Annotated in this window: 20 protein-coding genes and 1 pseudogene; 5 read left to right on the forward strand and 16 right to left on the reverse strand. The window is 67.5% G+C overall.

Translation table 11 applies throughout. The features are described 5' to 3' along the window. Positions 1 to 52 precede the first annotated feature (52 nt). Positions 53 to 961, forward strand: a complete 909-nt coding sequence (locus IM738_RS09125; RefSeq protein ID WP_236965552.1) for a CoA transferase — start codon at positions 53 to 55, stop codon at positions 959 to 961. Between the two features lie 16 nt (positions 962 to 977). On the opposite strand, the gene IM738_RS09130 is transcribed toward IM738_RS09125, so the two are convergent. After that, positions 978 to 1,670, reverse strand: a complete 693-nt coding sequence (locus tag IM738_RS09130; protein ID WP_236965554.1) for an aspartate/glutamate racemase family protein — start codon at positions 1,668 to 1,670, stop codon at positions 978 to 980. Between the two features lie 125 nt (positions 1,671 to 1,795). On the opposite strand from IM738_RS09130, the gene IM738_RS09135 reads away from it, so the two are divergent. Further along, positions 1,796 to 2,257, forward strand: coding sequence for an Lrp/AsnC family transcriptional regulator (locus IM738_RS09135; RefSeq protein ID WP_272907869.1), 462 nt, complete (start codon positions 1,796 to 1,798; stop codon positions 2,255 to 2,257). A gap of 6 nt (positions 2,258 to 2,263) precedes the next feature. On the opposite strand, the gene IM738_RS09140 is transcribed toward IM738_RS09135, so the two are convergent. From IM738_RS09140 to IM738_RS09150, 3 genes are read right to left on the reverse strand one after another with little or no spacing between them, the layout of a single operon-like run. After that, positions 2,264 to 3,334: an AI-2E family transporter gene (locus IM738_RS09140; RefSeq protein ID WP_236965556.1), complete on the reverse strand. Its 1,071-nt coding sequence runs from the start codon at positions 3,332 to 3,334 to the stop codon at positions 2,264 to 2,266. Between the two features lie 4 nt (positions 3,335 to 3,338). Then, positions 3,339 to 3,953 carry an AAA family ATPase gene (locus tag IM738_RS09145; RefSeq protein ID WP_236965558.1) on the reverse strand — a complete coding sequence of 205 codons (615 nt, stop codon included), beginning with the start codon at positions 3,951 to 3,953 and terminating at the stop codon, positions 3,339 to 3,341. 22 nt (positions 3,954 to 3,975) lie between these two features. Continuing rightward, positions 3,976 to 4,317, reverse strand: coding sequence for a ParD-like family protein (locus IM738_RS09150; RefSeq protein WP_236965560.1), 342 nt, complete (start codon positions 4,315 to 4,317; stop codon positions 3,976 to 3,978). An 87-nt stretch (positions 4,318 to 4,404) separates the two neighbouring features. On the opposite strand from IM738_RS09150, the gene IM738_RS09155 reads away from it, so the two are divergent. Next, entirely contained in the window at positions 4,405 to 5,088 is a 684-nt protein-coding gene (locus tag IM738_RS09155; protein WP_236965562.1) for a cold shock and DUF1294 domain-containing protein, read from the forward strand. A gap of 27 nt (positions 5,089 to 5,115) precedes the next feature. Here the strand turns inward: IM738_RS09155 and IM738_RS09160 are convergent, their stop codons facing one another. From IM738_RS09160 to IM738_RS09210, 12 genes and pseudogenes are all read right to left on the reverse strand, one after another. Beyond that, positions 5,116 to 5,628 carry a bacteriohemerythrin gene (locus IM738_RS09160; protein ID WP_236965564.1) on the reverse strand — a complete coding sequence of 171 codons (513 nt, stop codon included), beginning with the start codon at positions 5,626 to 5,628 and terminating at the stop codon, positions 5,116 to 5,118. Positions 5,629 to 5,763: 135 nt separating this feature from the next. Then, positions 5,764 to 6,255 carry a TraB/GumN family protein gene (locus tag IM738_RS25910; RefSeq protein WP_272907838.1) on the reverse strand — a complete coding sequence of 164 codons (492 nt, stop codon included), beginning with the start codon at positions 6,253 to 6,255 and terminating at the stop codon, positions 5,764 to 5,766. A gap of 52 nt (positions 6,256 to 6,307) precedes the next feature. Then, positions 6,308 to 6,745 (reverse strand): annotated as a pseudogene (locus tag IM738_RS26030) (TraB/GumN family protein); the annotation flags it as partial. 80 nt (positions 6,746 to 6,825) lie between these two features. Then, positions 6,826 to 7,272 carry a RebB family R body protein gene (locus IM738_RS09170; protein ID WP_236965565.1) on the reverse strand — a complete coding sequence of 149 codons (447 nt, stop codon included), beginning with the start codon at positions 7,270 to 7,272 and terminating at the stop codon, positions 6,826 to 6,828. Continuing rightward, complete coding sequence (locus tag IM738_RS09175; RefSeq protein ID WP_236965566.1) at positions 7,269 to 7,511, reverse strand: RebB family R body protein; 243 nt, start codon at positions 7,509 to 7,511, stop codon at positions 7,269 to 7,271. The genes IM738_RS09170 and IM738_RS09175 overlap by 4 nt, the downstream gene beginning before the upstream one ends. A gap of 5 nt (positions 7,512 to 7,516) precedes the next feature. Next, on the reverse strand, positions 7,517 to 7,750 hold the full coding sequence (locus tag IM738_RS09180; RefSeq protein WP_236965567.1) for a RebB family R body protein: 234 nt from the start codon (positions 7,748 to 7,750) through the stop codon (positions 7,517 to 7,519). Positions 7,751 to 7,822: 72 nt separating this feature from the next. Further along, positions 7,823 to 8,029, reverse strand: a complete 207-nt coding sequence (locus IM738_RS09185) for a hypothetical protein (protein WP_236965568.1) — start codon at positions 8,027 to 8,029, stop codon at positions 7,823 to 7,825. 1,075 nt (positions 8,030 to 9,104) lie between these two features. Further along, entirely contained in the window at positions 9,105 to 11,468 is a 2,364-nt protein-coding gene (locus IM738_RS09190; RefSeq protein ID WP_236965570.1) for a YgiQ family radical SAM protein, read from the reverse strand. A gap of 85 nt (positions 11,469 to 11,553) precedes the next feature. Next, a complete protein-coding gene (locus IM738_RS09195) occupies positions 11,554 to 12,153 on the reverse strand; it encodes a GAF domain-containing protein (RefSeq protein ID WP_236965571.1) in 600 nt (199 codons plus the stop codon). Between the two features lie 415 nt (positions 12,154 to 12,568). After that, positions 12,569 to 12,757: a DUF2783 domain-containing protein gene (locus tag IM738_RS09200; protein WP_236965572.1), complete on the reverse strand. Its 189-nt coding sequence runs from the start codon at positions 12,755 to 12,757 to the stop codon at positions 12,569 to 12,571. Between the two features lie 2 nt (positions 12,758 to 12,759). Beyond that, the gene (locus IM738_RS09205) at positions 12,760 to 14,460 is read right to left on the reverse strand and encodes an FAD-dependent monooxygenase (protein ID WP_236965573.1); all 1,701 of its coding nucleotides are present in this window, start codon (positions 14,458 to 14,460) and stop codon (positions 12,760 to 12,762) included. Positions 14,461 to 14,551: 91 nt separating this feature from the next. Beyond that, the gene (locus tag IM738_RS09210; protein ID WP_236965574.1) at positions 14,552 to 15,385 is read right to left on the reverse strand and encodes a helix-turn-helix transcriptional regulator; all 834 of its coding nucleotides are present in this window, start codon (positions 15,383 to 15,385) and stop codon (positions 14,552 to 14,554) included. A gap of 135 nt (positions 15,386 to 15,520) precedes the next feature. On the opposite strand from IM738_RS09210, the gene IM738_RS09215 reads away from it, so the two are divergent. Both IM738_RS09215 and IM738_RS09220 read left to right on the forward strand, forming a co-directional pair. Further along, positions 15,521 to 16,084, forward strand: coding sequence for a bactofilin family protein (locus IM738_RS09215; protein WP_236965575.1), 564 nt, complete (start codon positions 15,521 to 15,523; stop codon positions 16,082 to 16,084). 82 nt (positions 16,085 to 16,166) lie between these two features. Next, positions 16,167 to 17,816 (forward strand): AAA family ATPase, encoded by a 1,650-nt coding sequence (locus IM738_RS09220; RefSeq protein ID WP_236965576.1) that lies wholly within the window; start codon positions 16,167 to 16,169, stop codon positions 17,814 to 17,816. Positions 17,817 to 17,818: the final 2 nt, after the last annotated feature.

Genomic DNA, 17,818 nt, shown 5'->3' on the forward strand with positions numbered 1-17,818 from the left:
CGGGGGACGTTGACTTGCCGGTACATTGACGTACACGTCAACCGGTACCGCCATGTCACCCACCTCCCCCACCTCGATCAAACCCCTCCAACCCCTGCGTGGCGTGCGCGTGCTCAGCCTGGCGCTCAACCTGCCCGGCCCGGCCGCGCTCATGCGCCTCAAGGCCATGGGCGCCAGCTGCCTCAAGGCTGAGCCGCCCGCGCCGAAGGGCGCGCCCAGTGGCGACCCGATGGGCCAGTACAACCCGACGGCTTACGCCACCTTGCACGGCGGCATCAAGGTCATGGCCATTGACCTGAAGTCCGAGAAGGGCCAGGCGCGGCTGCACAAAGAACTGCAGCGCACCGACCTGCTGCTCACCTCGTTCCGTCCTTCGGCGCTGGCCAAGCTCGGCCTTGCCTGGAAGACGCTGCACAAGGCCTACCCGACGCTCTCGGTGGTGGCCATCGTGGGCGCGCCGGGCGAGCGCGCTGAAGAGCCGGGCCACGACCTGACCTACCTGGCCGACGCCGGCCTGGTGACCGGGCTGGAGCTGCCAGCCACGCTGTTCGCCGACATGGGCGGCGCGCTCATGGCGAGCGAGGCCGCGCTCAAGGCTGTGCTCGCGCAGAAGACCAGCGGCAAAGGCAGCTTCCAGGAGGTGGCGCTGAGCGACGCCGCCGCCTGGCTCGCCCTGCCCCGTGCATGGGGCCTGACCCAGCCCAATGGCGCGGTGGGCGGCGCGCACGCGGGTTACCGCGTCTACCCCTGCAAAAACGGGCGTGTCGCGGTGGCCGCGCTGGAACCGCACTTTGCCGCCTCGCTGTGCGCGGCGGCCGGTGTCGCCATGAGCGGCATGGTCACGATGTTCAAGCCGGAAACGCACCAGGCCATTGCCGCTTTCCTGGCCGGCCAGACGCGCCAGCAGCTCGACAAGCTGGCCACAACCAAAGACATCCCGCTGCACACGCTCGCGGGCTGAGCGCCGCCTCAGCCGCTCAAGCGGCCAGCGCGAAGTCCACCGCGGCCATCGCGTGCAGCGCCGTGGTGTCGAAGGTGGGCAGGCAGCTGTCTTGAGGGCGCACGATCAATGGCAGCTCGGTGCAGCCCAGCACCACACCCTGCGCGCCCCGCGTTTGCAGGTCGGCGATGCAGTCGCTGAACCAACGGCGCGAGCTGTCGCTGATCTCGCCCTGACACAGCTCCTCGAAGATGATGCGGTGGATCTCGATGCGCTGCGCTTCGTCGGGCAGCACACAGCGGATGCCGCGCTCGCGCAGCCGCTGCACGTAAAACGCCTCTTCCATCGTGAAGCGCGTGCCCATCAGACCCACGGTGTCCAGCCCCTGGGCGATGATGGCGTCGGCCGTCACGTCGGCGATGTGGATCAGCGGAATGCCCGCGTCGGCCTGCACCTCGGGCGCGAGCTTGTGCATGGTGTTGGTGCCGATCAGCAGGCACTGCGCGCCCGTGTCTTTCAGGTGCCGCGCCGCCTGGCGCAGGATGGCGGACATGCCCGCCCAGTCTCCGGCGCGCTGGCGTTGCGCGATGTCCTGGAAGTCGAGGCTCACCAGGTTCAGGCGTGCGCTGCTCAGGCCACCCAGGCGCCGCGCCACCTCGCGGTTGATCAGCTGGTAATACAGGGTGGTCGATTCCCAGCTCATGCCGCCGATCAGGCCAATGGTTTTCATGTGTGCTCCAAGCGTGTTGCGAATGCAGGGAGTGTGCGTGGCCGGGCGCAGAACCGGCTTGCCTTTTCGGCTCAGGAAATGGCCTAATTGAGAAACCATTTCTACGAAATCACATGAAAAAGAAACTGGATGCGATTGATCGGCAGATTCTTGCGATCCTGCAACGCGATGCTGAAACCCCGCTGGCCGACCTGGCGCAGGCGGTGAACCTCTCGTCCACGCCCTGCTGGCGGCGCATCCAGCGGCTGCGCGAGCACGGCTTCATCACCCGCCACGTGGCGCTGGTCGATCCGCTGAAGATCAACCTGGGGGTCACGGTGTTCGTGGCGGTGCGCACCAACCAGCACAGCCAGGCCTGGTTCGAGGGTTTCCGCGACGCCGTGCGCGACATCCCCGAGATCGTCGAGTTCTACCGGATGAGCGGCGACGTGGACTACCTGCTGCGTGTGGTGGTGCCCGACATCGCGGCCTACGACGCGGTCTACAAGCGCCTGATCCGCTCGGTGGATCTGTCGGACGTGAGCAGCAGCTTCGCGATGGAGGAACTGAAGTTCACCACCGCTCTGCCGCTGGACTACGCGGACTGAGCGCCCTCAGGGCCGGGGCGCAGGCGGGCCTTCCAGCCCGCGCACCCACTCGCGCCAGATGGCCACCAGCAGCGCCATCAGCACCGGCCCGACGAACAGGCCCACCAGCCCCATCGTCTTGACCCCGCCGACCAGCCCGAAGAACGTGGGCAGGAACGGCAGCTTCACCGGGCCGCCCACCAGCCGCGGGCGCAGCGTCTTGTCCACGATGAAGAGCTCGACCGATCCCCAGGCGAACAGCGCCATCCCGGCCACCGCGTTGCCGGAACCCACGAGGTAGAGCGACACCAGCGTGAACGACAGCGGCGCGCCGCCGGGGATCATGGCCATGAAGCCGGTGATCACCCCCAGCAGCACCGGCGAAGGCACGCCAGCGATCCAGTAGGCGACGCCCAGCACCACGCCCTCGCCGATGGCGATCAGGCCCATGCCGGTGACGGTGGCGCTCACCGTGGCCGGCACCACCCGCGAGAACCGCTGCCAGCGCTCGGGCAGCAGGTGCTCGCCCACCCGATCCACCTGGCCCGCGATGCGCACGCCGTCCTTGTAGACAAAGAACAGCGTGATCAGCATGAACAGCAGCAGCAGGAACAGGCTGAACAGGTCGCCCGCGGTTTTGAACACCGTGCGCGAGATGTTGCCGATGTGTTGCCCCGACAGCAGCTGCATCCACTCGCTCAGCGCGTGCGGCTGGCCCAGGTGTTCGCGCCACAGTTCGGCCAGCTGCGCGCCCACGAGAGGCAGCGCCTCGATCCACGGGGGCACGGCGGCGCCGTGGCGGTTGGCCTCGATCGCCCAGCGCACGAACTCGCTGGCTTCGCGGATGGCGTAGTGCATCGCCACCGACAGCGGCACCACGAGCACCACCAGCACCACCAGAATCGCCAGGCTGGCCGCCAGCGTGGTGTTGCCGCCGCAGCGGCCCACCAGACGGCGGTACAGCGGCCAGGTGGCAAAACCGATGATCAGCGCGGCCAGCGCCGGGACCAGAAAGCCGTGGAAAAAATAGACACCGGCGGCGAGGATGAGCAGCAACAGGCCGCGGGTGATGAGGGGAGCGCGCAAGACAGGGGGCATCGGTTCATTCTGACATGGGGTGCAGCACGCGCCGGGTCCAGCCGGGCAGCGGGTCGGCCTGCCACACCAACTCACCGCCGCGCAGCCGCGCCACCAGCCGGGGCGGCTGGAACGCCTGGTCGGGCGGCTGCGACGTGTCGTACAGCAGCGCCAGATCGGCCCGCCGCACCGCCACGCTCAGGTGGCGCACGGTACGCGGATACCGCGAGAGCACGCGCTCGGGCGGCACCGGGTGGCCGCCCTCCTCCACGCGCCGGCTCACGCGGCCGAGCAGCTGCTGCGGGTCGTCCACGCACACCACCAGCAGCACCACGGCAAACCCCAAGCGCTGGGCGGCGCTCATGAGATCGAGCTTGGAGGTGTGGGAAAACACGGTCTCGCTGGCGAAAGACCGGCCTTCGGCGAGGCACTGCGCCCGCCGCGCGTCGGACCACTGGCGCGCCTGGCGCGAGCGCTCGGCGGGATCGGCCACGTGTTGCAGGTGTGCCGCCTCGTGCAGGTCGGCGTTGACGAACTCGGCCTCGGCCGGGATCAGGCCTTGAGCCACCGCGCTGAGGTACAGCGTGGACTTGCCCGCGCCATTGGGGCCGGCCAGCAGGTAAAAAACCGGGGATACCAAACCGGGACGGTCTTGGGAGGCGTCAGGCGGCGCGCGGCAGCGAGGCCTTCTGGCGGTTGGCGCTCACGGTGCTTCTGACCGCCTGCACCAGCCGGCCGGTGGTTTCGGCGTCCACGAACCGCGATTCGATGGCATCCAGCGATTCGTCCAGTGGCCCGCCGCGCTGGCGCGCGTCGTAACGGGCGATCGCCTCGCGCGCCTCCTGCACCGTGAGGCCGGTTTCATCGGCGATGCGGCCCAGGGTCGCCCAGTATTCGATCTGGCCGGCCACCGAGCGGCGCTGCGGCTGGGCCGCCTCGCGCGCCTGTTGCACCAGGGCTGCGGGCAGCTTCACGGACGAAAACGGGCTGACGGCGTTGGACATGGCGAAACTCCTGTTTGGCGCATTTTGCGCCAATTTGAACCACGCGGCAATCCCTGACAATCTCCGGCGATTCAGGAGGAATGCCCCATGAAAAAACAAGGTGCCGTGGTGCGTTGGGACGACGCCAAAGGATTCGGCTTCATTCACAGTCCGCAATCCAGCGCCCAGCTGTTCTTCCACATCCGCGACTGGCGCGGCAGCGCCGCACCCGCCCTGAAACAGCGGGTCAGCTTTGAAGAAATCCATGTGGGCAGCAAAGGCCCGCGCGCGATGGACGTGCGGCCCGACAACGAGCGTGCTGCGATGCCCGCGCGACCACGCACGGCTGCGGCTCGACCACCAACCCAGAACCGACACCAGCCGCAACGGACACAGCCCTCACGCCGCGCCGCCCCGTCGCGCCAGGCATCTCCCGCATGGCCAGCCCACCTGCTGATGCTGCTCTGGGCGGGTCTGCTGATCGGTGGCGTGGTGCTCGGCCGCCTGAGCGGGTGGTTCCTGCCCGCTGCGTTCGTGCTCAACCTGCTCACGTTCTACGCCTACTGGCAGGACAAACACGCCGCGACCCAAGGCCAATGGCGAACCGCAGAAGACACGTTGCATGTGCTCGGCCTCCTGGGCGGATGGCCAGGCGCGTGGTTCGCGCACCAGATCCTGCGCCACAAGTCGACCAAACAGGCCTTCCGGCAGGTCTATTGGATGACGGCGATCCTGAACGTGACCGCCCTGGGCGCCTGGGTGCTGCTGCCCTGGATGCCCTTGCCGCACTGAAGGAGCGCCCCCATCGGGCGCCGGGGCTTACTCGACGCTGCCGAACAGCCGTGCGAAGAAGCCCCTCTTCTTCTGCAGGTGCAGCTCGCGGATCAGCTCTTCCTTGATCTGCGCCTTCATGTCGGTCTCGCCGTGGCTGACGTTCTTCAGATAGACCTTGACCGAGTCGGTGTAACTGCGGTCGTCGTTGCGGATGTGGTTGAACAGCCAGCGCGAGAGCATGGCGTGGAGCTCGGACGCCACGTCTTCGCCGGCCTCGAAACGCATGCGGTACTCGCCCACCTTGCGGGTGAACAGCTCGTGGATCTTCTTGTGCGGACCGGCAAACATGTAGCCGGCGTCCGTCATCAGCGACTCCTCGAACGCAAAGTGCGAGAGCGTGTAGTCGATCATCTCGTCGATCACCGCGCCCACAGCCTCACGGTCGTGGTGGTCGCGTGCGTCATAGAGCTGGTTGATGTAGTCGACGATGCGTTTGTGTTGTCCGTCAATTTCGCGGATGCCCGTTTCGAGGTCGGGCGTCCAGTTCAGATGTGCCATGAAAAGTGTTCCTGTCGGGTGGCAGGGGCCACCCGGAAAGTAACGGATTGTGAGAGAGAACCCGCGGCGCTGTGGCGGAATCCACCCGTTTCATGACCTACCTCAAACGTTCAGGCTCGATCGGAACGCTCGGGGTCAGAACACGCGGCTGACCTTGAACCCCCTGGCGGCCAGCAGTGCCGGCAAGCCCTGCGGCCCCACCAAGTGCAGCGCACCCACGGCCGCGAACACGCTGGCGCTGGCGTGCAGCCGCTCGATGGCATTCACCATCCCGGGGTTGCGCCCGTCCACCAGGCGCGCGTAGGACTCGCGCTCGGTCGGGGTGTTCACGCAGTCGCACCACTCGGCATGCGCCTCCAGGTCCTTCAGGTCGCCCGTCACCCACGCCCGCGTCAGCCGCTCCAGGGTGTGCGCGGCCTGCGGGCGCTGCAGCTCGGCCAGCGACTCGCGCACCATCGTGGCGGCCTCTTCATCGTCGCGCGCCAACAGCGCCGAGAGCTGCGTCTGCACCGACTCCAGCCCGACCACCGGGCGCTGACGGCCCAGGCTGCGCATCAACAGCACCGACTCTGCCCCGTAGAGCGGAAACAGCCCCTGGCGCTGCGCCTGCGCCACGCCCAGCTGCATGACGTGAAACTCTGCCGCGCCCCAGGGTGTCCGCCGGCAGGCACTCGGTCGCCCAGGCCGCGCGCAGCGAGCGCATCAGCTCGGCCGGCAGCGCGCGAGGCGGCCCCTGCGTCGCACCCTGCAAGGCCACCTGCACGGCGGGGTCGGTCACATCGATCTCCAGCGCCAGCGTGCCGGCACGCGACAGAGAGGCCTCGGTGCGAGGCCCCAGCGCAAACCACTCCGGTCGCCCGGCGTGCAGGGTTCCGTACAGAAAAGATTCGCGCCCGTCGCGACTGATGCGCCAGAGAAAGCCCCGGTCGGCCGCCTGCTGCTGGGCCTTCTGCATCAGCTCTCGGCTGGGGGGTGAGGGTTGGGGTGGGCAGGCGTGCTCCGCTGACGGGGCAGCAAACGCGGCAGCGGCAACAGTCATGCAGGCACAGGCCAGCACAAGCGAGGCGAATCGGTGGATCAACATGTTGAACGAACCACCCTTCAAACAAGTCTGCATGCGAACCCGCGCAACGACGGGCCGCTCACAGCCTCGGCGGATTGGCACTGGCCCCACTCAGACGACCACTGCAAGCCGCGTCAGCCCGCAGCGGCTTCGACCGGGTTGGAAGCGGGAGAAGCGCTTGCCGCAGCGGTAGCGGCACCAGCCGAAGCCAGCGTTTTGTCCAGCTCAGCACGCAAACCAGCCAAGGCGACCTGCAACTGGGCGACTTCGGTTTCAAAGCTGGGGTTGGCCAAGCTGGATTCGGCCAGCTTCAGCACCGCCTGCGCCTGGTCGACACGGCCGTCCAGGATGGCCGCGGCCGCCGCCGTGGTCAGGGCAGTGCGCAGGATGTGGCTGTGCTGCTGGCGGGCGACGGCGTTTTGCAGCGCCAGCCCCAGCGTGTGGGCTACCGCCTGGTAAGCGGCCGCCGTCGCAAAGGGCTGGGCGAGCCCGTCCAGGCTGTGCTGCAACTGGGCCACGCTGTCGGTGACCTGGTCATTGACGCTGCCGACCGCGTCAGTCATGGCGGCGGGCTCGCTCATTGCGGTTTGCTGGCCTGTCCGCCCAACAGCGCCGCAGTGGCACGGGCGGTGACGGCTTGGGCCAGGGTGGCGGTGTTTTGCTGCTGCGCGGTGGCGTTCATCGCTGCCAGGCCGATGGCTTGCGCCATGGACTGGGCCAGCACACCAGCGGCTTGTGCGGATGCGTCGCCCAGAACCTGGACGTTGGATTGGGAGACGGCATCGGTGATCTGGTCATTGACCGAGGTGGGGAATGCCATGGCAATCAGCTCTTGTCGCCGCCCAACAGGGCTTGCACGCAGCGGGTGGTGACCGCCTGCGCCAGCACGCTGGCTTGCTGCTGGGCAGCCGTGGCGTTTTGCGCTGCCAGGGCCAGTGACTGTGCCGTGGCCTGGAACAGGTTGCCCATGGCCATGGCGGGGGCATCGCCCAATACCTTGACGTTCGCCTGGGTGACGGCATCGGTGATCTGGCTGTTGACAGCGGTGGGAAAGGCCATGGTGTTGTCCGTTCAAAAGTTAAGGGAACAAAGGGGGGGGAATCGGGCCCGGATGACGAAAACGGATGGGCCTCAAGACGGCGAGCGGCTCGTTGCCATGCCCTGCACCGCACCAGACACCGCCGCTTCTGCCGCCTGCATGGCGGCGTCGATGGCCGCCTGCCCAGCACCCGGCTGCACATCGCCTTCATCCGCAGTCGGCTCAGGGCTGGATGCGGTGGACGTGGGGGCAGGAGTGGGCAACAACGTGTCGGCAGAAGGTGCAGTGTTTTCAGTCATGCGGCAAAGAATGCCATATTTTTTGTGACATCTTTCTGAATTGACGGCAAAACTGCCACAGTCCTGCAGCCTGGCAAGGCGTGCGCCACCGGTCAGGCCAGCAAAGCGCGGTGGGCGCCCGGGCCCGCACTTCGGTGCCCAGGTTGAACGTTGTGTGGTGGCGGCCGATACCCGCTGGCCGTGGCGCAGCTGAACCTACCCCCTGACGATTGCAGGCTCCCGCTCGATGCCGCGATCGTTGGGGCGGTGCTGGAGGTGCTTGCTGATCCCGATGCTGGGTCTGCCTTGCAATTGCACCGCCCGCGCGGGCCACTGCGACACAGATTCACCAAGCGGCTGAGGGGCGTTTGGTCGCGGTTGTTCCCACCGCCAATGCTGTTCGACGGCACGCTGTATCGCGTGCAATGTGTCGGGATCTGCTCTCGCTGGCAATTGTTGCTTCCCTTGGCATCGTCGGACAGCGTCTTCGGATTAGCTGGAGCAGGTTGCCCTGCAGGAACCTCACGATCCCGATCCGCGCGGATGGTCGGTGGTGTGTATCGACTCAAGCACGGGTGTCCCTTCGCGCAAAGCGGAATGCACCGGAATTTGCTCTATGCCTTGGGTTTACCCGAAAGCCCTCTTCCAAGCGGATGAATCCACCGGATTCATGGCCCATCCGCGCCCTGAAATTGGCCATTTCTTCCCGCGAAGTGATGCCTGCGGCCCGCGCAGCGCGCAACATTTGGATTGCGTTGTCTGTCGGCCTGCAACAGATTCGTGTTCGACGTTACGGCAGGGCGTTCGCCGAACACGCTGCGACGTCAGCATCGAGGTCTCCAGCATCACTTCACCAAAGTCTGTCGGACCGAGTCGCTTTTGAGCGCCAGTGACTTCCGCGCGATCAAAGCCTTGGTGCTTGATTTCAACTGGCTGCCGATGGCGGAGCTATTGAGACCTTGCTGTTGCGTGAGCAAGCAGCGATGGCAACGGCACCAAGCACCAACACTCCCGCCGAGCCGCATCACGGAAAAACACTCCCCCGAAGAACTCGGCACAGCCGCTTCCCAATCTCTCACGCGACGAAGGCCGCAATTTACCGCCCCCGCCCCTTCACCCCCGCCCGCGGCGGGAGTCCGGTGTGCTGCGTCAGGAGGCGCCCCTTGACCGGCGCCTTGCTGCCGGGGCTTGAGGCTCCCGCCCCCACACCACCCGTACCCGTCTTCACCACTGCAGCCGCCCGCTCGCTAGCCTTCGCGCCCACCGGCGTCGAGTTCTTCTTGCGCGCACTCTGATACCCCCCATCCGTCATCGGCTGGAAGGTCGGGATCAGGTGGTGTTTGCCGTTGCCAATCAGGTCGGCGCGGCCCATGGCCTTGAGCGCATCGCGCAGCATCGGCCAGTTGTTGGGGTCGTGGTAGCGCAGGAAGGCCTTGTGCAGGCGGCGGCGTTTGTCGCCGCGCACGATGTCCACGCGCTCGGCCCTTTCGTCGCGGTGCACACCCTTGAGCGGGTTGAGGTTGGTGTGGTACATGGCCGTGGCGGTGGCCATGGGGCTGGGGTAGAAGGTCTGCACCTGGTCGGCGCGGAAGCCGTTTTTCTTCAGCCAGATCGCGAGGTTCATCATGTCTTCATCGCTGGTGCCCGGGTGGGCGGCGATGAAGTACGGGATGAGGAACTGCTTCTTGCCCGCCTCTTCGCTGTACTTCTCGAACATGGTCTTGAAGCGGTCGTAGCTGCCAATGCCGGGCTTCATCATCTTGGACAGCGGCCCGCCTTCGGTGTGCTCGGGCGCGATCTTCAAGTAGCCGCCCACGTGGTGCTGCACCAGCTCCTTCACGTACTCGGGGCTCTTGACAGCCAAGTCGTAGCGCAGGCCGGAGCCGATCAGGATCTTCTTGATGCCCTTCAAGGCCCGCGCCCGGCGGTAGATCTTGATGAGCGGATCGTGGTTGGTGGTGAGGTTCTGGCAGATGCCCGGGTAGACGCAGCTGGGCTTGCGGCAGGCGGCTTCGATGGCCGGACTGCGGCAGCCCAGGCGGTACATGTTGGCCGTGGGGCCACCGAGGTCGGAGATGGTACCGGTGAAGCCCTTCACCTTGTCGCGGATGTCTTCGACCTCCTTGATGATGGATTCTTCCGAGCGGCTCTGGATGATGCGGCCCTCGTGCTCGGTGATGGAGCAGAAGGTGCAGCCGCCGAAGCAGCCGCGCATGATGTTCACGCTGAAGCGGATCATTTCCCACGCCGGGATCTTGGTCGCGCCGTCGTGTTGGCCGTGTTCGTCGGCGTAGGCAGGGTGCGGACTGCGCGCGTAGGGCAGATCGAACGCGTAATCCATCTCGGCCGTGGTCAGCGGGATGGGCGGCGGGTTGATCCACACGTCGCGCGACGTTGCCCCCTCGCCGTGCGCCTGCACCAGCGCGCGGGCGTTGCCGGGGTTGGTCTCCAGGTGCAGCACGCGGTTGGCGTGCGCATAGAGCACGGCGTCGCTCTTGACCTGCTCGTAGCTGGGCAGGCGGATGACGGTGCGCTCGCGCGGCAGCTTGGCCACACCGCCGGCGCCTTGCGGGCGATGGATGGTGATGGGTTTGACCGTTGGATCGGACGCCGGAGCGCTGTCTTCCTTCGAACAGCTCTGGCCTTGCGCCTGCGCCTGCTCGCTCGTGGTCAGGTAGGGATTGATGTGGTCTTCGACGTGGCCGGGCTGGTCCACCTCGCTCGAATCCAGCTCGATCCAGCCCTCGGCCGTCGGGTCGCCGGGGCGGCGCACGAAGGCGGTGCCGCGCACGTCGGTGATCTGCTCGACGGGTTCGCGCGCGGCGATGCGGTGCGCCACCTCGACCAGCGCCCGTTCGGCGTTGCCATAGAGCAGGAGATCGCACTTGGCGTCCACCACGATGCTGCGGCGCACCTTGTCGCTCCAGTAGTCGTAGTGGGCGATGCGGCGCAGGCTGCCTTCGATGCCGCCGAGCACGATGGGCACGTCCTTGTACGCTTCGCGGCAGCGCTGGCTGTAGACGATGGCGGCGCGGTCGGGGCGTTTGCCGCCCACGTCACCGGGGGTGTAGGCGTCGTCGCTGCGGATCTTCCGGTCGGCCGTGTACCGGTTGATCATGGAATCCATGTTGCCCGCGGTCACTCCCCAGAACAGGTTGGGCTTGCCCAGCGCCTTGAAGGGTTCGGCGCTCTGCCAGTCGGGCTGGGCGATGATGCCGACGCGAAAACCCTGCGCCTCCAGCACGCGGCCGATCACGGCCATGCCAAAGCTGGGGTGGTCCACATAGGCATCGCCCGTGACCAGCACGATGTCGCACGAGTCCCAGCCGAGCTGCTCCATCTCGGCCCGGCTCATGGGGAGGAACGGCGCCACGCCGAACCGCTTGGCCCAGTAGGGGCGGTAGCTGGTCAGCGGTTTGGCGGCGCGCGCGAAAAAGGAGACGTCGACGGGGGCGTTCATGGGGGCAATCGGGGGATAACCCGAGAGTGTAGGTGCCCTGCCCTGCCCCTCGTGCGACCGGGGCCTCCCGCCGGACGGGCGGCGCCTAGAAAGACGGCGGCTTTTTGTCCAGCGGCACGAGGGACAGATCCGCCGGCTGGGTGCGCTGCCGGTCCTGCTCGCGCCGGCCCTCGATCTTCTCGGCGGCCAGCTTCGCGGTGTAACGCAACACCTTCAGGTGGTTGGGATCGGGGTTGTCCTTGGGCGCCATGCTGAACGTGCACAAGGTGCCGTAGACCTCGCCGTCCCTGAGCACGATCGGCGTGCTGATGTGGGTGCCGATGGGAAACGGCAGTTTCTTCAGCAACTCGGCGGAGGCCGGCAGCTGCCGGGCGTCGGGGATGAACTCGGGTAGCCGTCCGTCCACCACACGCTGGCACCAGGAGACCTCCAGCAGATCGGCGTCGCCGACCGCCACCGCCGGGTCGCCCGGCGACGTCTCCACGTACCGCATGACGCGCTGGCCCCGGGTGAACTCGGACACAAACACCACGTCCATCTTCATCCTGTCGCGCAGCAGGCGCAGCACCTCGGAGATGGACTGGTCAAGGAGCTCGTCCGAGGCGTCGGCCGTGGCGACCAACAGCTCGGAGACTTGAACAACGAGATCGTCGGGGTGATAGCCCGGGTCGTAGAGCAGATTCATGCGCGTTTCAGGGTGCAGTTGGGGCAGCGTTCGCGGCGAGCGTCCCGACCCTCGTCTCCCGAACAGGAGGCATCAAGGGGCCTTCGTGGGGCTGTCGCGAAGTGACCCGCGAGTGTAGGGGTTGACCATCAACCCTGTCACCCCGCAGGACGCTGTCCATCCATAGAAGAACACCGGTGCGCAAGACCGCGGGATGGTCCGCATCGACATCCACATCGGCATTGGGCCGAACCCCGGGACGCCATGACCCCACCGGGCCCAACCCGCCCGATTCACCGCCCACATCCACGACCGCCTGGCCGATCAGCCGGTGTTCGAGATAAGTACCTCAACAGCGCGACACGGCACCGGCCGACCTGCTGACCGACATCTGCCTGACGCTGGCGACGCCCACCGCCGTCCAGGGCGGCTGGGTTCAGAGGTCCCTGAGCGCCACGTCGATGTGCGCCTGGAACAGCGCCGGGTCGGCCAGCGCGTGGGCGTTCATGAGGGCCAGCTTGACGAGAAAGCGCTCGGTGTGCTCGGGGCCCACCTGGTCGATGGCCGTGGCGAGCGCGTCGTAGACCTGCTCCAGGCCGGGGACGGTGAGGGTGTTCGGGCTCATGTTCAAAGTTCCTTGTTCAGGCCGGCGGCGTTGATCAGGGCTGCGCGAAGGCGGGGCGCATCGAGACGCAGCCAGCGTGCGCAGACGTGATGGTCGGGCCTCAGCAGGTAGGCGCCTCCGGCCTTCAGCCCATAGCGCTCGCGCAGGTGGCCGTTGGCGTCGGCCAGGGTGTCGTCGACGCCCTGCACCGGCTCGGCGCGGCCCACCGCCATCACGTGCAATGGCAGGCCTTGGCCGCGCAGTGCCTGCACTTCTGCGCAGAGGGCTTCGGGCAGGGCCGGATCGTCGGTCGCGATCAGCAGGGTGAAGCGGTGGTCCAGGTGGTCCAGCAGGAAATCGTCAGGGGCCAGGCAGGTGTTTTTCGGCGGCGCGCCGTGGCCCGGGCCGGCGGCGAAGCGCGCGCTGTCGTCGTCCGCGCTGTTGAGCGGCGAGGTGCCGTATTCGTGCGGCCGCGAGGTGCGCCAGTGGTACAGCGGCCCCACGAAAGGCTGGCTCAGCGAGAGCGAGAGCACGGCGTCGCGCAGCAGGCGGAAGCCGCGCGTGGGCGGGGTCATGAAGCGGGTGCTTTTTCCGGCCTCGTCGATGATCTCGCGCGCTGCGGCCACGCGTTCGCTGCTGTAGCTGGCGAGCAGCGCGGGCCCGGCCACGCCTTTCGCCACCAGCGCCAGCCGCCAGGCCAGCGCCTGCGCGTCCTGGAAGCCGGTGTTGGCGCCGCGCACACCGAAGATGGGCAGCAGGTGGGCCGCGTCGCCGGTGAACAGCACGCGGCCGTGCACGTAGTCGGGCAGCGTCAGCGCGCGGGCCGAGTACACCGAGCACCAGTCCATCTCCCAGGGCACGCCGGCGTGGCCGATCATGGCCAGTTGCGCGTCGATGCGGGCCTTGAGCGATTCGGGTTTCAGGGCTTCTTCGGGCGTCTCGCTGGGGGGCAGCTGGTAGTCCAGCCGCCACAGGCCGTGCGGCTCGCGGTGCATGAGGATGGTGTTGCCCGGGTTCCACCCGGGGTCGAAGAAGGCCAGGCGCTCGGTGGGCAGCGGCAGGTCCACGCGGATGTCGGCGATGACGAACTTGCCTTCGTAGGACGCGCCTTCGAGCTTCAGGTCCATCAGCGTGCGCACGGTCGAGCGCGCGCCGTCGGCCGCCACCAGCCAGTCGGCTTTCAGCGTGTACGGGCCTTCGGCGGTGTCCACTTCCAGCGTTGCACCGTTCGCATCCTGCGCGAGCGACAGCAGCTTGTTGCCCCAGCGCAGCTCGACCAGCGGGCTGGCGGCGCAGGCCTCGGCCAGGTATTGCTCGATGTACTGCTGCTGGATGTTGATCAGCGGGAAGAAGCGGTCGTCAGGGTCGTGCGGGTTCTCCATGCGGAACACGCGCTGCCCCCGGTAGAACGAGTTGCCGCAGTTCCACGGCAGGCCGCTCGCCGTGATGCGGTCCGCCACGCCCACCTGCTGCAGGATCTCCATCGAACGGCGCGTGAACGCGATGGCGCGGCTGCCCTCGGACACCTGGCGCTCCGACTCCAGCACCACGCTGTACACGCCATGCTGCGCGAGCGCCAGCGCGGTCACCAGGCCGATGGGACCGGCGCCTGCGATCACCACCGGGGCGTGCTGTTCTTTCGGATGCTGTGAAGGCGACCAGGCGTCGAACACCTGGTAGTCGAAATAGATGGAGCGCCGGGGTTCGGCGTGGGGCTGGTGCATGTCTTGTCTCCTGTGCTTTGCAGGCAGTGTAGGCACCGGGGCCGTCGGAGATGTCCCCATATGGGAACACAACTGACCCAGCCCGAAGCACTCAGGCGCCGCCGTCCAGCAGCAGCGCCAGCAGCTCGCGCTGCCCGGCCACGCCCAGTTTGCGAAACACCCGCTTCTGGTAGGTCTGCGCGCTGGCCAGCGTGAGGCCCAGGCGCAGGGCCAGGGCCTCGGTGGAGAGGCCGTCCATCAACGCGGCCACCACGTCGCGGTCGCGCTGCGTGAGCGCCGGGAAGCGCCGCACCAGGCGCGCGAGCAGCAGGCCGCTCAGGTCCTGGTGCACGGCCTGGCCCGTGTGGTGCAGGCGCACGGCGTGCACGATCAGCGGCGCAAACGCCTCGACCACGGCGACGCCCGCGTCGTCGAAGGGGCCGTGCTCGATGCCCCGGTAGAGGTTCACCGACAGCCAGCGCCGCCCCTCGTACAGCGCCATCACCGCCAGCCGCTCCGCCACCTGCGGCTGCTCGTAGCAGATGCGCCGGTAATCGATGTGTTGAATGTCGGCCCCGCGCTGGCGGTGCAGCACGATGCGCGGCGCGGCACTGCCGGCTTTCTGCGCGGCGGCCAGCTCGTCGCGCATCACGCCCGCACTGCCGTCCAGATGGTGGAAGCGGCTCACATAGGCCTCGGCGATGTGAGGCAGCTCCTGCGTGCGCGAGCGGTCGCCCACGGCCATGATCGTGGGCCGCCGACCGGCCTCGAAGGCGAAAATCGTGCACTGCGCCAGCGGCACATGGGCACCCACGAGCTGCAAAAGGTCTTCCGCCACCGCGTGGCGCCCGGCCAGCCCCAGGCGCGCCAGCAGCGCGCTCACCTGGGGCAAACCCAGGCTGAGCGGTGAAGCGGCGAGCGAGCCCAGGACCCAGTGACGTGGCATGCGGGGCACTGTAGCGCAGCCCTCGCGTGCGCTCGTGCAAAGCCTCGTTCATCTCGTTACCGCTCTTACCGGACCCACCCGAATGTAAGCCGCACGCCACGTAGCATGGGCGCTTCATTTTTAGAAGGAGCTCGCATGGCACTGCATTTTGGAAAACGCGAAACCGAACAACCCAGCCCGCTCAACACGGGTGTGACCGCGCCCCGCTACGGCGCCACCGGCCAACCTTCCTCAGCCTCGGCCACCGTGGCAACACCCGAGCCCAAAGCCCCCGTGCCCACGAGCACGCCATCTGCCTCCACCACCGTGCCCGAAGGCGGCAGCAAGCTGACCGTCGGCCCGAACATCAAGCTCAAGGGCGTCGAGATCACCGATTGCGATACGCTGGTGGTCGAGGGCCTGGTGGAAGCCACGATGGACTCGCGCGTGATCCAGATCGCCCAACAAGGCGCCTTCAAGGGCTCCGCCGAGATCGACATCGCCGAAATCCACGGCGTGTTCGAAGGCAACCTCACCGTGCGCCAGAAACTCGTGATCTACGCCACCGGCCGTGTGACCGGCAAGATCCGCTACGGCAAGGTCGTGATCGAAGAAGGTGGCCAGCTCTCGGGTGACATCGAGTGCTCGATCAGCAGCGCCGCCAAATCCAGCAACAGCACCAGCACGGTCAGCAAGCCGGCCATGGCCCTGGCCGCCTGACGAAGAACCCCCCCGCCGGTGGGCCGGGATCGGCTCCGGCGAGGGTGGTTGAAACCGTGGCTGCGCAGGCTATGCTCTGCGCATGTACACCGCGTTTTTTGGCCTGAAGCAGGATCCGTTCTCGATCTCGCCAGACCCGCGTTTCCTCTTCATGACCGAGCGCCACCGGGAAGCGCTGGCCCACCTTCAGTACGGCGTGCAAGGGACCGGCGGCATCGTGCTGCTGACCGGCGACATCGGCACCGGCAAGACCACCATCTCGCGCCGTTTCCTGGCACGGGCGCCCAGCCAGTGCAAGGTGGCCTACATCTTCAATCCCCGCCTGAACGTCATCGAGTTGCTGCTCAGCATCTGCGATGAATTCGGCATCGAGCCCGCCCTGGACCACGACCGCGAACCCACCGTCAAGGCCCTGCTCGACCCACTCAATGCCTTTCTGCTTGCCTCCCACGCGGCCGGCCGCAACCCGGTGCTGGTCATCGACGAGGCCCAGAACCTCTCGATCGAGGTGCTGGAGCAGCTTCGTCTGCTCACCAATCTCGAAACAAATCAGCGCAAGCTGTTGCAGATTGTGCTGATCGGGCAGCCCGAATTGCGCCAGTTGCTGGCCAGCCCCGCACTGGAGCAACTGGCGCAGCGCGTGGTGGCCCGCTTCCACCTGGGCGCCCTTGATGAAACGGACACCCGGCACTACATCGAGCACCGCATGGGCGTGGCCGGCCACATCGGCCCTGTGCCTTTTGCGCCACGTGCGCTGCGCCGCGTCCACCGGCTCAGCGGTGGCGTGCCCCGCCGCATCAACCTGCTCTGCGGGCGCGCGCTGCTCGGCGCCTACGCCCAGGGGCTGCATCAGGTGACCCCGGCGGTGGTCGAGCGGGCGGCGAAAGAGGTGTTCACCCCGCAAACCCCAGGCAGCAGCTTGCGCCGCCCGCAGGCCATGCTCGGTCTGGGCCTGATCGTCGGCGCCCTGGCGGCGGTGCCCGGTGTCTGGCTCTGGCAGCGATCGACATCCGCCTCACCCGCGCCCGCCGCGCTTGCCATGACGGCCCCCTCGGCCGCCGCGGCACCGGCCACCCCATCACGAGCGGCCGCCACCGCAACGCCGACGCAGCCTGCCCGAGCACCCGCTCAGGCCACCGTCGCCATGACCGCCAGCCGCTTGCTGCCCAGCGAGAACGCGGGCCTGCAGGCCATCGGCCCCCGCTGGCAAATGACCGCCCCCGGCCAGGACCCCTGCGCGGCGGCGTTGTCGCAGCAACTGCAGTGCTACCGCACGTCGCGCATGACCCTGAACGGCCTGCGCCAGATGGACCGCCCCGCCGTGCTCCGCCTGCGCCTGCCCGATGGCGATGGCCACGCGGTGCTGGAGGCGATGGACGAGCGCCAGGTGACACTGAGCGCTGGCGAGCACCGCTGGACGCTGCCCAGCGACCAGCTGTCCAGCCTCTGGCAAGGCGAATACGTCTCGCTGTGGCGCACGCCGCCCGGCCAATCGGGTCGCCTGGTCGACGGTTACCAGGGCACGGCAGCCAGCTGGATGGCGCAGCAACTGACGGCACTGCAACGCCAGGGCCAGCTGCCGGCCTCCGCCCGCACGCTGCGCGAAAAGGTCGAAGCGTTTGAACGCGACAAAGGCATCGAGGTCACCGGGCGTGCAACGACCACGACCTTGATGCTGCTCAACCGGGCCAGCGGTGTGGACGAACCGCGCCTGGCACCCATCACCCCCTGAGC

The organism is Hydrogenophaga sp. SL48 (assembly GCF_021729865.1).
In the GTDB taxonomy this organism is placed as follows: domain Bacteria; phylum Pseudomonadota; class Gammaproteobacteria; order Burkholderiales; family Burkholderiaceae_C; genus Hydrogenophaga.